Annotated in this window: 12 protein-coding genes; 9 read left to right on the forward strand and 3 right to left on the reverse strand. The window is 39.2% G+C overall.

Features of this window, described 5'->3' with window-relative positions:
• Window positions 1-87: 87 nt before the first annotated feature.
• From BLR64_RS00745 to BLR64_RS00760, 4 genes are all read left to right on the forward strand, one after another.
• Window positions 88-1,383, forward strand: a complete 1,296-nt coding sequence (locus BLR64_RS00745; protein WP_090711219.1) for an IS110 family RNA-guided transposase — start codon at window positions 88-90, stop codon at window positions 1,381-1,383.
• Window positions 1,384-1,810: 427 nt separating this feature from the next.
• A complete protein-coding gene (gene licT, locus BLR64_RS00750; RefSeq protein WP_090711221.1) occupies window positions 1,811-2,653 on the forward strand; it encodes a BglG family transcription antiterminator LicT in 843 nt (280 codons plus the stop codon).
• A 108-nt stretch (window positions 2,654-2,761) separates the two neighbouring features.
• Entirely contained in the window at window positions 2,762-4,687 is a 1,926-nt protein-coding gene (locus tag BLR64_RS00755) for a beta-glucoside-specific PTS transporter subunit IIABC (protein ID WP_090711223.1), read from the forward strand.
• Between the two features lie 52 nt (window positions 4,688-4,739).
• Entirely contained in the window at window positions 4,740-6,170 is a 1,431-nt protein-coding gene (locus tag BLR64_RS00760) for a 6-phospho-beta-glucosidase (protein WP_090711224.1), read from the forward strand.
• Between the two features lie 746 nt (window positions 6,171-6,916).
• On the opposite strand, the gene BLR64_RS31165 is transcribed toward BLR64_RS00760, so the two are convergent.
• From BLR64_RS31165 to BLR64_RS00775, 3 genes are all read right to left on the reverse strand, one after another.
• Window positions 6,917-7,714 carry an IS3 family transposase gene (locus BLR64_RS31165; RefSeq protein ID WP_139171894.1) on the reverse strand — a complete coding sequence of 266 codons (798 nt, stop codon included), beginning with the start codon at window positions 7,712-7,714 and terminating at the stop codon, window positions 6,917-6,919.
• 354 nt (window positions 7,715-8,068) lie between these two features.
• A complete protein-coding gene (locus tag BLR64_RS00770; protein ID WP_090711228.1) occupies window positions 8,069-8,524 on the reverse strand; it encodes a GNAT family N-acetyltransferase in 456 nt (151 codons plus the stop codon).
• Between the two features lie 55 nt (window positions 8,525-8,579).
• Window positions 8,580-9,335, reverse strand: coding sequence for an amidohydrolase family protein (locus tag BLR64_RS00775; RefSeq protein WP_090711230.1), 756 nt, complete (start codon window positions 9,333-9,335; stop codon window positions 8,580-8,582).
• Between the two features lie 1,395 nt (window positions 9,336-10,730).
• Between BLR64_RS00775 and BLR64_RS00780 the strand changes: the two genes are divergently transcribed.
• The 5 genes from BLR64_RS00780 (at window position 10,731) to BLR64_RS00800 (ending at window position 19,892) form a co-directional block, all read left to right on the forward strand.
• A complete protein-coding gene (locus tag BLR64_RS00780; protein WP_090711232.1) occupies window positions 10,731-13,025 on the forward strand; it encodes a heavy metal translocating P-type ATPase in 2,295 nt (764 codons plus the stop codon).
• 71 nt (window positions 13,026-13,096) lie between these two features.
• Complete coding sequence (locus BLR64_RS00785; protein ID WP_090711233.1) at window positions 13,097-14,005, forward strand: alpha/beta hydrolase; 909 nt, start codon at window positions 13,097-13,099, stop codon at window positions 14,003-14,005.
• Between the two features lie 378 nt (window positions 14,006-14,383).
• Window positions 14,384-15,082: an ABC transporter ATP-binding protein gene (locus BLR64_RS00790; protein ID WP_090711235.1), complete on the forward strand. Its 699-nt coding sequence runs from the start codon at window positions 14,384-14,386 to the stop codon at window positions 15,080-15,082.
• 9 nt (window positions 15,083-15,091) lie between these two features.
• On the forward strand, window positions 15,092-17,305 hold the full coding sequence (locus BLR64_RS00795) for an ABC transporter permease (RefSeq protein WP_090711236.1): 2,214 nt from the start codon (window positions 15,092-15,094) through the stop codon (window positions 17,303-17,305).
• 52 nt (window positions 17,306-17,357) lie between these two features.
• Window positions 17,358-19,892 (forward strand): non-ribosomal peptide synthetase, encoded by a 2,535-nt coding sequence (locus tag BLR64_RS00800; RefSeq protein WP_090711238.1) that lies wholly within the window; start codon window positions 17,358-17,360, stop codon window positions 19,890-19,892.
• The last annotated feature ends 1 nt before the right edge of the window (window position 19,893 follow it).

The following is a 19,893-nucleotide window of genomic DNA, read 5'->3' on the forward strand; positions in this document are numbered from 1 at the left end:
GAGGTTTGAACAAAAAAAGCGCCTCCTGTATGCTGGGTCATGGAATGTTGGCCATTCACTGCCCGAATTAAAAGGAGGACGCTCACTATGAAGTATAAACAATCGAAGAAGCAGAATCAACGGATTACACGAATTTCCGACAAGACCCTTGTCGTAGGTGCAGACATTGCTAAAGAAATCCATGTAGCTCGTGCCATCGACTACCGGGGTATTGAACTGGGAAAGGACTGTGTGTTCTCCAATACCCGTAGCGGGCTGGAGCAACTGGTTCAGTGGATGAAGGAGCTTCAGCAGGAACATGCCAAGAGTGACGTCCTCTTTGGCATTGAGCCTACGGGACACTACTGGTTCAACCTTGCTGAGTATTTGGGGCAGCAAGGGATTCCACTCGTCATTGTCAATCCGCATCATGTACACAAAAGCAAAGAACTGGAAGACAACTCACCAACGAAAAACGACTATAAGGATGCTAAAGTCATCGCTGACTTAGTGCGTAACGGGAAGTACAGCGAGCCGAAACTTCCCACAAACCTCTATGCAGATCTGCGAATTCTCATGAATCTTCGGGAGAAGATCATGGTGAATCTCGGACAGGTGCAGAGGCGGATGCAGAACTGGCAGGATCGCTTTTTCCCGGAGTATACAGAGGTTTTCAAAGACTGGGAAGGTAAAGCCTCCCTAATTACCTTAAGCGAGTTTCCAACGCCAGCAGAGATCGTAGCACTCGGTGCAGAGGCCATTGTGAAGCGATGGAAGAAGGACGTGAAGCGAGCCGTAGGGACGAAGCGAGCGGAGCAACTGGTTGAAACGGCAAGAAGGTCCATCGGGCTTACCGAAGGACTTCCCGCAGCCAAAATAGAGATTAAAACGCTTCTGGAACAGTACGAAATGTTCGCCAGACAACTCGAAGAGATTCTGCACGAGGTGGAACGTCTACTTGCACAAATTCCGGGAACGAAAGAGATGCTCACCGTGCCGGGAGTGGCCGTGGTCACCTTGGCGGGGTTCCTTGCAGAAGTGGGGGATCTCAGCGGTTACGAGCACGGACGGCAAATTATTCGGCTGGCCGGACTGAATCTCAAAGAGAACAGTTCAGGAAAGAGAAAAGGAAAGACAGGCATTACCAAACGTGGACGTGCACGCCTAAGAGCCCTGCTGTTCCGGGCGGTCATGCCCATGGTAGCAAAGAATGCGGAGTTTAAGGCTCTGCACCAGTATTTTACGACACGAAGAGAGAATCCATTGAAGAAAAAGCAATCCCTAGTAGCCTTGTGTGGGAAACTCATACGTGTTCTGCATACGCTAGGAACCAAGCAACGACCCTACGATGCAAACGACGTGTTAGGGCCGATACGACAGGCCCAGTTACAGATGGTAGCTTAAGAAAAACCAAACTCATTTTTGCTCATTGAAGTAGGAATCACCAAAGACAAAGGAAGCACGGAGCAGCCGTAGGAATCATTTCCATAAGGGCAACGACCCTGTAAAGGAGCAAGAAACGGCATCCACCTCTTGAGAGGCAGAACGAAGGAATGTAAGGGCAACGACCCCGCGTGACATGGGAGGGTAAGCCGTCAGGAGATCGGTGTGGATATCCAAAGTGCGATCACAGAATGTATCTTTGGGTTGGGGGATAACTCCTCACTCTCTATTCCCGCCACCGGCTCTGCCAGAAAATAATGTCATCCTTACATGACTATTCCAACTCTCAATCTGTCAATGAATGAAAACCTGAGAACGAGTGAGCAAACATGAGGAAATATTAATTTATAGTGGGAGGAAATATTAATTTATAGTGGGAGGGATGAATATGAACATTATAAAAATCCTTAATAACAACGTGGCAGTAACGTATGATAAACACGGCCAGGAAATCATTGTAATGGGAAAAGGGATTGCTTATCAAAAGCGAATCGGTGACCCTCTCGATGAACAGAGCATCGACAAGATATATTCTCTTTCTACTAAAGATGCATTTATTAAATTTCAGGAATTATTGGCTGATATACCACTGGATTATTTTGTTGTAGCTGACAAAGTGATAAACTACGCCAAATTAACTTTGGGGAAGAAATTGAATGAAAGTATCTACATTTCGCTAAGTGACCATCTTTTCTCGGCTGTAAACCGCTTTCGCGAAGGGCTATCATTGAAAAATGCGTTACTCTGGGATATTAAGAGGTTTTATCCTGAAGAATATGAAGTGGGTTTACAAGCGCTCCTCTTTATTAAAGAAATGTTTGATATACAGTTTGATGAAGACGAGGCAGGTTTTCTCGCCCTACATATTGTAAACGCGGAAGATCGACAGGAAAGTCCTGATATTTACCGGGTAACCAAAACAATTCAAGAAATCAGTGATATTGTAAGATACTTTTTTCAAATTGAATTCAATGAACAATCGGTTTCGTTTCATCGTTTCATCACGCATTTGAAATTTTTTGCGCAAAGATTAATTAGCGGAAACTTGCATGAAAACGAGAATGACCAGGATCTTTTGGATGTAATAAAGATCAAACACAAAAGAGCTTTTCAATGTGTTGAGAAAATAGAAATATATCTTAAAAATAACTATAATCACAATCTTACGAATGAGGAAAAGCTGTATTTAACCGTTCATATTCAAAGAGTAGTTTTTAAAACAAATACTTAAAGTGAGCCCTTTAAGGAGGTGAGGAATTACAGTAATGCAGGATGGTGACATTAAGTTGGCCAAACCCTTCACTATGCTATTTCAATATAGATATGGAGGAAGTAAAGAATGAGCAAGTATCAAAAACTAGCGCAAGAAATCGTGAAAGAAATCGGTGGTGCTGAAAACATTACCGAACTGACGCATTGCGTTACACGATTAAGATTTCATTTGAAAGATGATTCTATTCCGAACGACGAGGTCATTAAAAATATGGATGGTGTCGTTACGGTTGTACGCTCAGGGGGTCAGTATCAGGTCGTCATTGGCAACCAAGTGTCAGAGGTGTATGGTGAGGTGAATGTCTTCGCTAAACGTAGTGAGGGTGCATTAAATGATACAAAGGAAACTAAGGCAAAGAAGAAAAAACCACTGGATGCCTTTATTGATGTTATTTCAGGCTTGTTTCAGCCTATCCTTGGTATTTTATGTGCTGCAGGAATGCTAAAGGGTTTTAATACTTTATTTAGCACGTTAGGAGTGTATTCAGCTGATAGCGGAACTTATATGGTCATTAATGCAATGGGCGATGCGCTCTTTATGTTCCTCCCTGTATTTTTGGGATACACTTCGGCTATTAAATTTAAAGTTCAACCTTTCATTGGATTGTTGATCGGCTTGGCTATGTGTTACCCTGCCATTCAGCTGGATGCTTTGGCCGGGAGTAGAGAACCTCTGTACACATTGTTTAGCGGCTCTGTTTTAGATTCTCCTGTATATTTGGATTTGTTCGGCATTCCTTTGATCAGCATGAATTATACATCTACGGTACTACCTATAATCATTGTTGTTTATTTTGCTTCAAAAGTTCAGAATATCTTGGATAAGATTGTACCGAGTGTAATTAAGTTTTTCATGGTTCCTATGGTTACAGTATTGGTTTCGTTGTCTTTGGGATTTTTACTAATAGGTCCTGTAGCTAGCTACGCTTCCGAACTAATTGCCCAAGGAATTCTTGCCGTACGGGAAACAAGCCCGCTGTTTGCAGGATTTTTGCTAGGTCTCTTATGGCAAGTTCTGATTGTATTCGGTCTGCACTGGGGAATCGTTCCTCTATACATTAACAATATGACGACCATGGGATACGACACAATTATGGCTTCTGTCTTTGCGACTTCGTTCTCCCAGATGGCAATTGTTATCGCAATTATTATTAAGACAAAAGATAAAAATCTGAAAGCGTTAGGGATACCTGCAGCCATATCAGCCTTATTCGGTATCACAGAGCCTGTTGTCTACGGAATTACCCTTCCCCGCAAGAAGCTGTTTATTATGAGCTGTATTGTGTCGGGGGTTGCCGGCGGCTTTTACGGATTATACAACCTAAGAGAATTCACTTTCGGAGGTTTGGGAGTATTTGAATTTTTGACCATGATTGATCCGAACGAACCTGGTGTTGCTAATATTATGATCGCTGTCATTGGAGTAGTATTCGCAATGATCGTTTCCTTTGGCTTAACACTTGTAATGTTTAAAGATGAGAATAAAGAACCCAAGACCAAAGAAGTTCAAAATACAGTGATTGAATCCAGTACCAGCAAAAAACATACTATGTTTAGTCCAATGGACGGTGAGATCTTTTCAATTAAAGAAGTAAAGGATGAAGCGTTTTCTCAGGAACTATTAGGTAAAGGCATCGCCATTCGTCCTTCGACAGGTGTGCTATCAGCTCCGTTTGACGGCAAGGTAGTTACTCTTTTTCCTACCAAACATGCTGTCGGGCTGGTATCGGATGAAGGTATGGAAATATTAATTCATGTTGGCTTTAACACTGTAAGGCTGAAGGGAAAACATTTTGAAGCTTTCGTACAAGAAGGAGACATCGTGAAAAAAGGCCAGAAAATGGTTGTTTTTGATAAGGAAGCAATTGAAAAGGAAGGTTTCTCTCTCGAAACACCAATTATTGTTACCAATACATTTGATTATCTTGAAGTAATTGAAACGAAAGCAACCATATTGAATGCAGGTGAAGTGTTATTAACTGGATTGCTATAAACGGCAGTTACGGATAATAGGTAAAACAATTAGCATAAGGGGAGCGATTAATATGGGTTTTAAAGAAGGATTTCTTTGGGGCGGAGCTACTTCAGCAAATCAATCGGAAGGCGCTTATAATGATGATGGCAGGGGGCTGGCTAATGTTGATTTAAGCCCTACAGGAGAATCCCGCGAGGGCGTCCTGATGGGAAAAATCAAAATGTTTGATTTTGACGATAATTGCTATTATCCTGCTAAAGAAGCAATTGATATGTACCACCGTTATAAAGAAGACATTGCTTTGTTCGCTGAAATGGGGTTTAAGGTTTACAGGTTATCGATTGCCTGGAGCCGAATTTTCCCAAAGGGTGATGAGAATGAGCCTAATGAAGCAGGGCTTCAATTTTACGAGAATATATTTAAGGAATGCCACAAATATAATATTGAACCTCTTGTAACGATTACTCATTTTGACGTGCCAATGCATCTTGTTGAAGAATATGGGTCCTGGCGGAACAGGAAACTGGTTACCTTCTACGAACGTCTTTGTACGGAAATTTTTAACCGGTACAAAGGGCTCGTAACCTACTGGATCACTTTTAATGAAATCAACATGGTTTTGGAGGCTCCGTTTTTAGCAGCAGGTCTATATATTGAAGAGCACGAGAATGCTCAGGCAGTTAAATATGCGGCAAGTCATCATCAGTTGGTGGCCAGTGCCTTAGCCACTAAGATTGCTCATGAGGTCGATCCCATGAATAAAATAGGCTGCATGCTGGCTGCGAACGCCCCTTATCCAAGAACTTGCGATCCGAAGGATATCTGGAAAGCCAAGCAGGTAGAAAATCAGAGTTATTTCTTTATAGATGTTCAAGTGAGAGGGGAATACCCTGGTTATACGTTAAAGGAACTGGAGCGGAAGAATATTGCACTTCCATTCGTAGAAGGAGATCAAGAGTTATTAAAGCAACATACCGTAGATTATGTTGGTTTTTCCTATTATTCCTCCAGCGTGGTCAGCGCTGACCCTGAACAGACTGGTACAATTGGAGGGAATTTGTTCCCAAGTTTGCCAAATCCATATTTAAAAGCGAGTGATTGGGGATGGCAGATTGATCCGCTCGGCTTGCGAATTACGATGAATGATATCTACAACCGTTATCAAAAGCCATTATTCATTGTGGAGAATGGTTTAGGAGCGGCAGATATTCCCGACTCTAATGGTTATATAGAAGATGACTATCGGATATCTTATTTAAGTGAACATATTCGTGCAATGAGAGATGCGGTTGATTATGACGGGATAGAGTTACTTGGTTATACCGTATGGGGTCCAATTGATATTGTAAGTGCAAGTACAGGTGAAATGAAAAAAAGATATGGGTTCATTTATGTGGACCGAAACGATCAGGGGCAAGGCACATTTAAGCGAACTAAAAAGAAATCATTTGATTGGTATAGAAAAGTTATTGCTACCAACGGCCAAGATTTAGATTGTTGAACAAGAAGATGCTTAGCAAGTTTTTCAAATAAGTAGCGGGTTGGATCAGATTCTAATCTAAGATGGAACTACTGTTAAAAAACTGATTTTATAAGTAAGAGTAAAGGGCTCGATAACCGCTGATATCGAGCCCTTTACTTAGTGTTATGCCCAATATGGGAGATAGCTAGGAGGTGCAAGTACTCAAAGAAAATAAAGTATTAAACGGGAACTGTTAATTTTACACGGTGAACTATTGTTTAACGCATATTATTACCACAGAATGAATCAAAATATTGCCATTTGTACTCATAACTTTGCCTATTTTTAAATTCAATCAACAAAAAATAAAAAAGCCATCTTTGGCTCTCTTGGATACTGAAGTTCTACCATTGATTTACTCTTTCTATAACCCCGAGTTTCTTTAACTTAGATCGCCACAATTCCCTTAGTTCAGCGCTGAAACTCATCTTATTAACATATAAAATGACGGATCGATAGCTTGGATATTCTCCGGAAAGATATATTTGTTCAGTATGATACCTCACCTGTTTAACTAATTCATTTTTCTGCAACATTCTTTTCTCAGCTAATAACGAATTATTTATATTTTTCAACTCTTCAACAAGTTTTGGGAAATGATTTTTAAAGTGGTCCTGCTTATTAAAAAAAGAATATATACTCTTTAATGTAATAAATTGTATTTTATGAAATCAATTCAATTAATTTTTGCTCAATATTAATAATGTTATCAGTTTGGACTTCTGTCAAGAAAGTAGACTGTTACGCAATGGATTTTTTAGTGAATTGCTTAGCAAAGCGGTCGGGGGAAAGATACCCCAGCGAGCGGTGATTCGCTTGTGATTGTAATAGAACTCAATGTATTGGAAAATAGCATCATACGCCTGTTCCGGGTTTTTGAAGCGCGGATTACAGTAGAAGAGCTCTTTCTTTAAAATACTGTGCCAAGACTCAATGCAGGCGTTATTGTAACAGTTTCCTTTACGGCTCATGCTGGATGTCATGTGGTATGTCTCTAATTGGTCGACATATTCTTTTGAGGTATATTGAGACCCTCGGTCAGAGTGGTGCAGGAGGCCCTCGCCGGGTCGCTTCGCCGTGTAAGCCGCCTGTAGCGCGTCTAAGACCAGGCTCGTCTCCCATAGGTTATACAGCCGCCACCCTACGATTTCTCGGGTGCATAGATCCATGACGCTAGCTAGGTATAAGCGACCTCCGCGACAAGGGATATACGTGATGTCGATAACCCAAACGGTATTGGGCTTAAGCACCTTAAACTCTTGGTTTAGTGTGTTTGGTGCAATGAGATGGTTATGCTTGGAATCGGTCGTTTGCACACGGTATGGCTTAGATACAATAAAGCGGAGCTTCATTTCTCGCATGTACACACTCACCGTGCGTTCCGTGACCGTATAGCCTTCCTGATGCAGCAGGCGGGTGATCTTCGGACCTCCATACCGTTTTTTATGGTCATCAAAATGGTACCGGATTCGCTCCATAACGGCAGCCTTGCGGAGTGCCTGCAAACTGGCTTTGGTGTTCAGCCAAAAAGGTTAGATTCAGAAATTAAAAGTTGTAGATTCGTGCTCTTTATGATCCGGACTTCCTGTTCGGCTCGGCCTACAACAGTTGCCGGCAAGAGCAACTGCAACTCGCGCTCCGGATGCTCTGCACAAAGCCCGGTTTCCCGTTCAGCAGGCAGCGGACCTTCAGCCTTTTTTTCAGCTTGCGTTTCATTAAGTGAATGGGCAGATTAGTGGAGGTTTTGTGTCGCATTTGACGCAAACTGAGTACTAAGGGAAGGATAGTACAGCTTATCGCGGCAGCTCTGAACTAAAAACCAAAGTCATAGACTGCCGCTGTTATTTTAAACTAACGTGTCCCGTTAGTTTAATGGACTAATTACTAAGCGAAAGTTTCATACCATCATGACTAGCCACAAATCCAAGTCGTTCATAAAACCTATGAGCATCTTTACGTTTTTTATCTGTTGTCAATTGAATCATCTTGCAACCCATTGTTTTAGCCTCATCAAGAGCATAACGTAATAAGGACTCTCCAATTCCTTTACCACGATACCCCCTGTCAATACGAACACCCTCAATTTGAGCACGTATTGAACCTAATCTTGATATCCCTGGAATAATTGTAAGCTGAAGACAACCAATAACCTTGTTGTTATCCAAAGCAACGATTATGGAATTACCAATCTGCTGTTCAATTTTTTCAAAAGCTTCAACGTATTCTTTTGGAAGTGGGTGTTTATAACTCTCTCGGGTAGCACCGAATTCATCATCCGCCAATAAATGAACAATTGCAGGGAGATGGTTCACAGTTGCTGTTTTAAATTCCATAAAGACCTCCAATGATTTATTGAATTTTTCATTATAAGTTTTCATGCAGATTAGCTCAACAATCTTGCTTCATATACCAATTAATCGCGTTTTTATATAGCACTTTTTCAGTTTGTTCCACATCTAGAATATTGTAAATAAGTTCAATATCAGAATGATTATAAGGTCTTTTTGCTCTCGTTGATGGTAAGTCAGTCCCAAACATTAAAGCATCTGGATTCACAGAACAAATGGATCTAATAGCATGTGTCACATCAAGTTCAACCCTGCCAAAGCCAGTTGCTTTAACTCTAACTCCTTTATCCACTAAAGAGAGAAGTTTATTGAATCCTTCTTTAGACAAACCCAAGTGGTCTACCGATACAGCAGGAAGATTTTCTAAAATAGTTGATATTTCTGGTAATGATTTAGAGTCAATATATAATTCTGAGTGCCATCCTACTAACTCATGTACTCGTCTTGCGAAGTACTCCAAATGAGATAAATCTTCTGAACCTCCTCGTTTGATATTAAAACGAATAGCTCTTACTCCGTATCCATTAAGTCTTATAATTTCTTCATCCGATGTATCATGTGGTAATTGAGTTACTCCAACAAAGTTTTTGCCGAGTTTTTGTAATGAATCAATCAAATAAGTTTGATCGAATCCTTGAAAGGAACCAGATACAACCGCACCACCTTTGACACTTAAACCCTGAACCTTTTCAAGATAATCTTTATGAGTAAAAGGATTAGGTAAAAATCCCTGATTACTTATTAATGGGAAACGCGGATCGATGATGTGTAAGTGAGTATCAAATATGGTTCGCATAAACTCTCCTCTCCTCTTGCCTAATGATTCTTATTTGTTCTGCTAAGTGAAACTAAGTTTCGTTTATGTGAATATTTTAACCTACAGGCTCTAAAATGAAAAGTTTCAAAATACAAGCTAGAGAAGTGAATGGACTACGTCTTATTTACTTTGCCTCTTTACACTTACTGAAGATTTAATTTTTCATGGGAGCTTAAGGAAGCTTTTTCATCGAGAGCCATAGCGATTGTTGCGCAGTACGACGATATTGCGTAATAAAAAAACGTGCTTATTGGGACTAACAGAAACCGTTATTGAATAACAATAGCGGCAGACTGAGCCTTTATTCATCTAATCTTATTCTGTCGCTACTTCGTTTATTGGAATAGTCAAAAGCTGACGATTCTTCAACTCATATACGTTGTTAATTCAAGCACTTTACTCCTAATATATTGTTTTTTAAACACTTTACGTAAAAATTTCTCTTTAAACCATTTATAGGGGAATGGAGAAATGATAAGAAATTTATAACGACTCATTATTGCTTAAGATTATATGGGACTAATATTTTATTGAAGCATAACTTTTCCATATATGGTTAGAAGCATAAGCTTGCCATTGCGGCATACTTATGGGTTAAATTACATGAACCAGTGCCAGTCGTGCCGAACGAGAAACTCAGCTTCATCGTCCGGAGCACTAGTCTACAACTTTATTTTTCAATAATGTCGTTTGAGGGAACTCAACCTGAGTTTTAAGAAATCTTAAATATACCAAGAAGTATGTAAAATAAATTAATTAAAAAGAACCATTAATAGTTCTAGCAGGGGATCGGTTAAGCTGTAGGGTCAGCTGAATTAACTTGAAGCTGATCCAAACCGCCAAACATGAAACCTATTGTTTATCTAGTTATGCGTGAAGTTAGCGAAACAAATACACTCAATTTCAAGCACTCAAAATTTAATTTTATTGAACTTACTTCAAATGAAGTTTATTTGTACAGATGGATATCGTCTACAGTGTCGTATCTATTTAGATAACATGCCTTGTTCACTACCTACCAAGTAGTTAACACTCCTGCAGTTCAGTATTAGCAGTAACTGCTACTAAAGAGAATCTCCTAAATTAAGTGAGTATTTTGCGAGGAGAAAGATTTAGTGGACTAGGACGATAAGTTGCTTAGCTATTTGAGTATGGATGTAAACTGAATTGTAAAAAATGTTCAAATCAATTGTGACTAAATACATGGAGTAAATTAAATATTCTTCACCCCCCTCCCCGTTGAATTTCTTTAACGGGGATTTTTCTGTTCCTGCAATAAAAACACAATCGTACTTGACGAATATCCAAGAGTCCAGATATAATTTAAATAATACATGATCAATTGTTCATATATTGAAATTAGAGGTGATTGTAATGGAAACCGCAAATGCAGCCACTGTGAAACGTAAAGTTCTGCTTAAAGGGTTGGATTGTGCCAATTGTGCATTAAAAATTGAAAATGGCGTACAAAAAATTGAAGGTGTTAGATCATGTTCTGTAAATTATGTAAAGCAGACCATGATAATAGAGTTAAATTCAACACACGAAGAAGAAATTATGGGATTCGTCCGTAAAAAAGTAAACTCGCTGGAACCGGACATCAAATTTATTAGTGGTATAAAAGGAACCGTCCCAAAACTAAGTGCTCATTCCCACAATGAAGCTAGTCATGGCGAGCTTGTAGTAAAATCAAAGCCTCTTAATCATGAAGACTCATACAATACTTCCCATAATCATTCCCATGACGACTCCAAGGACAATGTAATTGACGATAGCCATGGACATGGTCATGATCATGGTGAAAGCGGCGTGAAAACAATGATCTTACGCTTAGTGGCGAGCATTGTAGTAGGTGCAACAGGAATGATATTCAATTTAAACGGAATAATTGGGTTCTCTCTATTCATCATCGCTTATCTTATTATCGGCGGAGACATCTTGCTGAGAGCGGTTAAGAATATTATCAGGGGACAAGTTTTTGATGAATACTTTCTGATGAGCATTGCTACTATTGGTGCATTCGTAATTGGAGAATATCCTGAGGGTGTTGCCGTCATGCTGTTTTATCAGGTTGGCGAGCTGTTTCAGAGCATTGCCGTTAACCGGTCACGCAAATCAATCAGTTCCCTGTTGGACCTCCGTCCGGATTTCGCCAATGTAAAAATTGGGGATGAAACTAAACAAGTTAATCCAGAGGAGGTTAGAGTAGGTGAACGAATCATTGTTCGACCAGGAGAAAAGGTTCCACTTGACGGAAAGGTGATCGACGGCCACTCGGCTATGGATACCTCTGCTCTGACTGGAGAGTCTGTTCCGCGTGAGGTGGCTTCTGGAGATGACGTATTGAGCGGGTTCATTAATATAAACGGTGTGTTGACGATTGAAGTAAGTAAAACATTCGGAGAATCTACTGTAGCTAAAATTTTGGATTTAGTTGAGAATGCAAGTAGTAATAAGGCAGAGACAGAAAAATTCATCACAAAATTTGCACGTTACTATACTCCAGTAGTGGTTATTATCGCAGTACTGCTTGCTACGATTCCTCCCCTTTTATTCAGTGGGGCGACCTTCTCTGACTGGTTATACCGCGCTTTAGTCTTTCTGGTCATTTCCTGCCCTTGCGCATTGGTTGTATCCATTCCACTCGGTTTCTTCGGCGGGATCGGGGCAGCTTCCAAAAACGGTGTGCTAGTAAAGGGCAGCAATTATTTAGAAGGCCTCAATAATGTGAAATATGTTGTATTTGACAAAACAGGTACATTAACCAAAGGTGCATTTAAAGTCAAGGCTATCGTCTCTGCCAGTGATTGGAATCAGGAGCATATACTGCTCTATGCAGCGTACGCTGAGACTTACTCTTCTCACCCGATTGCTCTTTCCATTAAGGAAGCCTACGGTTTCGATTTGGATGAGCATCGGATTACTGATTACAATGAAATTTCTGGTCATGGCATCCAGGTTACATTTGAGAATAGCTCCGTCCTTGCAGGAAATGAAAAGCTAATGCAGTCCGAAGAAATATCTTTCGTAAAACCTACAGAGGTAGGAACGATTGTTCATGTCGCTATTAACCACAAATATGCAGGTTACATTGTGATTGCCGACGAAGTCAAAGATGATTCAGCAACTGCTATTCGCTCACTCAAACAAATGGGTGTGAAAAAGATTATAATGCTGACCGGTGACAATAAAGCTGTTGGAGAAGCGATAGGACGTAGTCTAGAAGTGGATGAAGTTCATGCGGAATTATTGCCACAGCATAAGGTAGAGGAACTTGAAAAACTGGATGCGAAAAAGTTACCAAAAGAAAAAATTATATTTGTTGGTGACGGCATTAATGATACTCCCGTTTTGGCGAGAGCAGACATTGGAGTGGCTATGGGGGGACTTGGATCTGATGCAGCCATTGAAGCAGCAGATATTGTAATAATGACGGATGAACCCTCCAAACTGGCTGCGGCTATGCAAGTTGCCAAGAAAACGCGTAATATTGTCTGGCAAAATATTGTCTTCGCATTACTTGTGAAAGGACTTTTCCTTTTACTTGGAGCATTCGGAATAGCTACTATGTGGGAAGCTGTTATCGGCGATGTCGGTGTAAGTCTTATTGCAGTATTAAATGCAATGCGTGTGCTCAAAATCAAACCTGAAATTGTTCGAACTTCGTAGGGGCCTCTTAGATAAAACGATAAATTTTTGGAGTTTTAAAATATTGATTAATGTAAAGGGGACATCCGTTTGTGAATGATTCAGCGGAACTGCATAGGGTGCAATATGAAGAGGTAATTATTCATTCAGGCAAGGCTCCTATTGTATTATCACTATGGAAAAATCGAGTAGAGGATCCTTGCATCGTTTTTATCCCTGGCACTGCAACCCACCCACTATTTTATGAGCAATTTCTCGGTACACTTGCTGAAAAAGGCTTTAACATTATTGGAGTGCACCCTATAAGCCATGGTAAAAGCCCTCGTATCCATAAAATGTTTACGTTTGAAGATATCGTCCAGAACGGGAAGGATGCCGTGTCCTATGCCCGCAAGCATTTTAACGCTAACGTGATGGTTATGGGGTCCAGCCAAGGCGGTGTTGTAGCTATTGCTTTAGCGGGTCAGGATGACAGAATACGTGCTGTATTCCCTCATAATATTCTCATCCCGCAAGTATCTGAATCCATTGTAGTTACGAGGTTTCCAAATTCACTTCAAAGCAAGTACAAGTTGTTGGTTAATGGTATAAGGTATCTGGCTAAGATTGTTCCGAAACTTCCCATCCCTGTAAGCCTCTATCTTGATTTAAAAAAGGTATCGGGCGATAAGGGGATTATTCAGCAGTTCTATGATGATCCTATTGGGTTTATGAGTTATCCGCTTTATTTCATTTCCAGCCTATTTAATGCGGACCTTAGTTCCATTCAAGATGGAAGTATAAAGTGCCCAGTTATTGTTATTGCGGCAAAGGGTGATCCTTTATTTCCTGAAGGTTACACACGCACCATATATGAAATGATTCAGGCACCGTATAAGGAGCTGATGCTTTTGGACGAGAATGTACATCTTATCTTTAATGAACGTATACCCCAGGTGCTTGGTTCAATTGTTGCTAAACTAAGAACCATCAGTGTATCCTCGGAAGACCTCATTAATTGAATGCAGATAATTAAAAACCTCTGTTCTGATAGCACCTGTTCTTGAATATAATTATTTTTTATTTGTTTTTAATTTGAGTTAAACCAATAAAGAAAACAGACTTGGTAAGTTACTTCCTAACCAAGTCTGTTTTCTTTATTATGAACCTTAGAATTTTCTCGAAGGCTAAACGGATTAATATTCGTCAAATTAAAGTAGGTCAGCATTAAAAGAGAAAAAAAGTATTTAATCCTATTTATTGATTTTAATTGACATAATATTACTTGTAAAATATAATCACTTTAAAGCATGAACAATTATTCATACATTGATAGAAAATAATATTTTATTCATGTGATTTTATTCACTTGTTTTTTTAAATAGGGGAGGTAAAGTATTGTGTTTCTGGAGATTAAGGATGTAGAGAAGTATTACGAATCAGGCACCACTCATACGCAGGTCTTGAATAAGGTCTCTGTTTCTATTGAGAATGGTGAGCGCTGTGTGATATTAGGGCCGAGTGGATCAGGTAAATCTACCTTATTAAATGTAATAGGAGGACTAGATCAGGTTGATTCAGGAACCATTACAATTGAAAATAAGGAAATTTCAAAATTAAAATCTAAAGAATTAAGCTTATATAGAAGGGATTATGTAGGTTTTATATTTCAGTTTTATAATCTAATACCTAACTTAACGGTTAGAGAGAATATTCAGGTGTTAGAATTTTTAGCCAATAACCCGTTAAACATTGAAGAACTGTTAGATACCTTGGGACTTGCAGAACATAAAAATAAATTTCCCTCTCAACTATCCGGAGGGCAGCAGCAAAGATGTGCCATAGCAAGAGCTTTAGTAAAAAATCCTAAGCTGTTACTGTGCGATGAACCGACTGGAGCATTAGATTATTCCACATCCATTGAAATGCTGATACTTATGGAACAAATTAATGAAAAATTCGGTACAACAATGTTAATTGTTACACATAATACTGCGATTAAAGATATGGTACATAAAGTAATAAAAATTAAGGATGGAAGGGTCGTTGAAGATTACAGGAATGATACTCTTATCCCTGCTAAGAACCTGGAATGGTAGGTGACTATTATGATCATTAATAAAAGGATTCGAAGAGAACTAGCCTGGAATAAGTACCGTTACGGCGCATTATTCTTCCTGGTAGTTCTTAGCGTAAGTATTGTTGTAAGTTTGGCTGGGGCTGCCGACTCGGTGTTTCATACAGTTGATACCAACAAAATCAATAATATAATTGAAGATGGAGAATTTGAGGTGATTGCTCCGCTTTCAAGTAAACAGGAATCTGATATCCGGCAATTAGGAGTAATTTTAGCAGAAAATTTCTATATGGATGGAACTATTTCGAACGCTGGGACCTTGCGACTTTTTAAGAACAGAGAAATTATGAATATTGTTAAGCTGGATAGTGGCAGTCTTGCAAATTCTCAAGATAATATTACCGTAGACAAAAACTTTGCTAGAAGTCAGGGTATAGCACTGAGCGATTTATTGAAAGTTAATGATGAAACATATGTAGTGACAGGTATAGGTTCGGCGCCTGATTATTCATTTGTACTTAAAAATCCATTTGATGTGGTCTCTGATCCGGAGAAATTTAGCATTGGTTTTATTTCAGAGGAAGCATTCAAAAATTTATCGGAGCAGGGATACGGTATAACGTATAATTATGGTTTCCTTCTCACTGATGGCGCATCCGCAAAAGAATTGAAGGAATACATAAAGGGAGATTTAACATTTTTTATTGAGGCAAGCGATAATACAAGAATTGACGGAGTGAAATCAGATTCACAAATTAATAAGTCTAGTGCCCTTATAGCAGGTGTTATTGTATTAATTTTAGTGGCGTATATGATATCTATATTTGTTGCTCATAACCTTGATAAGGAAAGTTCGGTCATTGGTGCTCTTTATGCTTTAGGCTACCGCAAGAAAGATCTAATTAAACACTATATGATATTGCCCTGCTTTCTTGTTTTTGCAGCGTCTTTAATAGGCGTTATATTAGGTTATTTATTGATTCCTTACCTTGAGGATACCTCATCCTATTACTCTATTCCATCAATTCAACCAGTGCTTCGCCCCTACCTTATAGTCTATGGAATAGCAATTCCTTTGATAATAACTTGGACTGTGAACATTTTAGCCATCAACAGAAAGTTATCTACTCCTCCACTTCAATTGCTCAGAAAAGAAAAAAACTACAACAAAAGTATAAATGTAAATCTGGGCAATATAGGCTTCATTTTACGTTTCCGCATACGCCAATTCTTGAGAGAAATGAAAGCCAATATTACCATTGTTGCAGGTTTAATACTGGCAATTTTATTAATGGTCTTCAGCTTCGGTATTAATGGAACTATCACTAACTATGTTAACCATGCTACAGAGGATGCTAAGTATAGCTATATGTATGCAATGAAATACCCTCTCAGTGAAATTCCTGCTGGTGCTGAAGAGGCCTTTGTCAAACCACTCTATAGTTACTTAGGCATAGCCGGCAAAGAGCTGGAAATAAATCTGCTAGGAATACGCCCAGAGAATCCATACTTCAAATTTACAGTGGGCGGGGTTCGTGATGAGGTATACATCTCTAATGCTGTAGCCTATAAATATGGTTTAGGTCCAAACGACACAATTGATCTGAGGGATTCTATTAATGATAAGTCTTACACATTTAAAGTTAAAGGTGTAGTACCATACTCACCAGGCCTATATATATTTGCAGATATTAAGTACGTGAGAGAAGTATTTATGCAGGATGAGGGATACTACAACATTCTATTGTCTGCAAATGAATTAAAAATTGATAAAAGTTTAATTGCATCTGTTATAACACTAGAAGATATAGCCCAGTCTGCTGCTAAACTTCATGATATTATGAAAAGTTTAATTTCGTTGCTCCTTACAGTCTCTATTGTGATTTTTATATTGGTGTTATATCTTCTTCTGAAAATGATGGTAGACAAAGCTATATCAAGCATTGCCTTAATCAAAATGTTTGGCTATAACGAAAAGGAAGTAAGGAAATTATATTTGGGAAACACATCTTATACAGTTGCTCTTGCAGTATTGTTAGGATTACCACTTAGTACTTGGATTGTAAAACGTATATGGCCATATATGATCTCAAATATTGCTGCAGGGTTTGAAAGTGTTATTCCGTTTAATTTATACCTTGTTACTATTGGAATTGTCTTCATATCCTATATCACCGTCCAACTTATGTTGGCTCGGCATATTAAGCAAATATCTTTGCTGGAAGTGTTAAGGAGCAGGGAATAAGCAGGCAATTTTGTTATATGTGTACCAAATAATCAATAAAGGGGAGTAGACAATGGCATTTGAAAATCTAATTGAGATGATTCGTAAAGGCGGAGGAGAACGAGGGGTAACATTTATCTCTAAGAATGGAAGCGAGAAGTATCTTTCTTATAATATGCTATTGCATAATGCACAAAAAGTCTTGCAACGTCTTCGTTGCAAAGGGGTCAATCCCGGTGAAGAATTAATCATGCAAATTGAAGAAAACGAACTATTTTTATTAGTCTTTTGGGCATGTATTATTGGTGGAATAATACCTGTACCGATAAGTGTCGGACATAACGATGAACATAAGTTGAAAATATTTAAAATTTGGAGCATATTAAACCATCCTTATGTCGTTGGATCGGAAAAAACCTTAGCTGAATTGGAGAACTTCGCTAACAAAAGTAATATGACTGGTATGGATGGGGGAGTAAATAGACGAGCCTTTTCACTTGAGAAAGATTTTAGTGATCTGGATAATAACAACAGTTCAATGTTTGAACAACCTCTATATTGGCCTGAGCCCCATGATATCGCGTTTATACAGTTCTCATCGGGTTCAACAGGGACGCCAAAAGGCGTAGTGCTTACTCACCGTAATCTAGTTACTAATATTGAAGGGATCACTGCAGGTGCTGTAATATCGTCTCAAGATAAAGCGTTAAGCTGGCTTCCCTTAACACATGATATGGGACTAATCGGATTTCATCTTGGAGCTCTGGCTAACAGGGTCGATCTATTTCTCATACCTACAGATCTTTTTATCAGAAGACCGTCGTTGTGGTTTGATAAAATTAATGAGCACCGAGTGACATTAACCTCTTCACCTAACTTCGGTTATAAGCACTTTTTGCAGTCATTTAGAAATGTACAGGATAAAGATTGGGATCTTAGCTGTGTCCGGCTCATATTCAATGGTGCAGAGCCGATATCCCCGGGAATTTGCCGGGAATTTATTGCTAGAATGGAGCCCTTTCAGTTAACCGGATCAAGTTTATTCAATGTATATGGTCTAGCTGAGGCAAGTCTTGCGGTTGCGTTCTCACCGGTTCATGAGGGTCTTGCTACAGTTAATGTGGAGCGGAGCAGATTATCAATCGGCTGTGAAATAATGGAGCTTAATCAGTATGAAGAACATTGGGAAGTCGTGGATTTAGGATTTCCGGTTATGTATTGTGAGATCCGTATCTGTGATGAAGAGGGCATAATCTTTCCGGAGAAACATGTCGGAATCATACATATAAAAGGCGAGAATGTAACAACAGGTTATTATAACGATCCTGCTGGAAGTGCTGCAATCATAAGTGCTGATGGTTGGCTAAATACCGGGGATTTAGGATTTATACGCGATGGGCGTCTTATTGTAACTGGAAGAGCAAAGGATATTATTTTTGTAAACGGGCAAAATTACTATCCTTCTGATATAGAGACTGTGGCACAGCAAATGGATGGAATCGAATTAGGAAAAATAGCTGCTTGTGGGGTGTGGAATAAGGAACGGGAAAGTGATGAGCTTTTCATTTTCATTTGGAACAAACATCCGCTTGAGCGATTTGTAAAGCAATCTACAGAGTTGAAACGGTATATAAGTGGGAAGATGGGCCTGGACGTTAGCTGCATAATCCCATTAAGCACAATGCCCAAAACAACTAGCGGGAAAATTCAACGTTTTATGCTGAATCAGTGGTATGAGGAAGGTAAGTTTGAAATTGTTATAAGAGAAATGCACGAGATACAAATCCTATCCGAATCAACATCCTTATCTGCTAAAGAAACATCCTTCGGGCTCGAAGACGAATTGGTGGAGCTGTGGAGGAGGTATTACCCGGATCTCAAGCTTGGTATCAACGACAATTTTTTTGAAGCGGGAGCTACATCACTAATTGTTAACCAAATGGCCGATCTAATGGAAAAAACATTTAACCGCAATATTTCTGTAACAGATTTATTTGCAAATCCTACTATTGTCAAAATGGCTCGGTTTCTATCCTGCAGGGATGCCTTTAGTATTTCCTGTATTCAATTATCATCCGCTTTTTTTGTGAACAATTCGACAAATGCAAATCGTTCAAATGGTTATCATTTCACCATTTCCGGGTCTACCTTCAAAAATCTATCTTTAGTATGTACGGGACAACAAATCACCATCGGTGAATACTTAGCGTTCTGCTATGGTGTAGCCCTCTCAAAACTGGCAGATGCGAAAAACATTGTCTTCAACACAATGTTGGAGCAAGAGAACAGCGTTGAACTCTCATTCATAGATACATTAGACATGGATTTACAAAAAGGCAATCAGTCTTATTTTTCATTAGACGACCTGCAGATAATTAAACTGAAGAAAGAGTTAACTGAAGCAGCCGTCTTTGTTTATGATAAGACGTTAAAAAGATCTGGAATTGAATTGTTGAATTATTTTGATATTGTGATCGAGTTTGAACTTACAGCTAACAGCATTACGGTTGGTTGCTATTTCGAACCAAGAAGAATGCATGAAATGGCACTAAAGGATTCATTTGATTATCTGGCAGAAATGGCCTGTAATCTAGTCAAGGAGGTATAGC

Source organism: Paenibacillus typhae, from assembly GCF_900099765.1.
GTDB lineage: Bacteria > Bacillota > Bacilli > Paenibacillales > Paenibacillaceae > Paenibacillus_AQ > Paenibacillus_AQ typhae.

Bases quoted from the DNA above. Each gene is read 5' to 3' on its own strand.
- BLR64_RS00795 (WP_090711236.1), top strand. From the start codon at position 15,092: ATGATCATTAATAAAAGGATTCGAAGAGAACTAGCCTGGAATAAGTAC.
- licT (WP_090711221.1), top strand. From the start codon at position 1,811: ATGAACATTATAAAAATCCTTAATAACAACGTGGCAGTAACGTATGAT.
- BLR64_RS00760 (WP_090711224.1), top strand. From the start codon at position 4,740: ATGGGTTTTAAAGAAGGATTTCTTTGGGGCGGAGCTACTTCAGCAAAT.
- BLR64_RS00800 (WP_090711238.1), top strand. From the start codon at position 17,358: ATGGCATTTGAAAATCTAATTGAGATGATTCGTAAAGGCGGAGGAGAA.
- BLR64_RS00775 (WP_090711230.1), bottom strand. From the start codon at position 9,335: ATGCGAACCATATTTGATACTCACTTACACATCATCGATCCGCGTTTC.
- BLR64_RS00745 (WP_090711219.1), top strand. From the start codon at position 88: ATGAAGTATAAACAATCGAAGAAGCAGAATCAACGGATTACACGAATT.
- BLR64_RS00755 (WP_090711223.1), top strand. From the start codon at position 2,762: ATGAGCAAGTATCAAAAACTAGCGCAAGAAATCGTGAAAGAAATCGGT.
- BLR64_RS00780 (WP_090711232.1), top strand. From the start codon at position 10,731: ATGGAAACCGCAAATGCAGCCACTGTGAAACGTAAAGTTCTGCTTAAA.
- BLR64_RS00770 (WP_090711228.1), bottom strand. From the start codon at position 8,524: ATGGAATTTAAAACAGCAACTGTGAACCATCTCCCTGCAATTGTTCAT.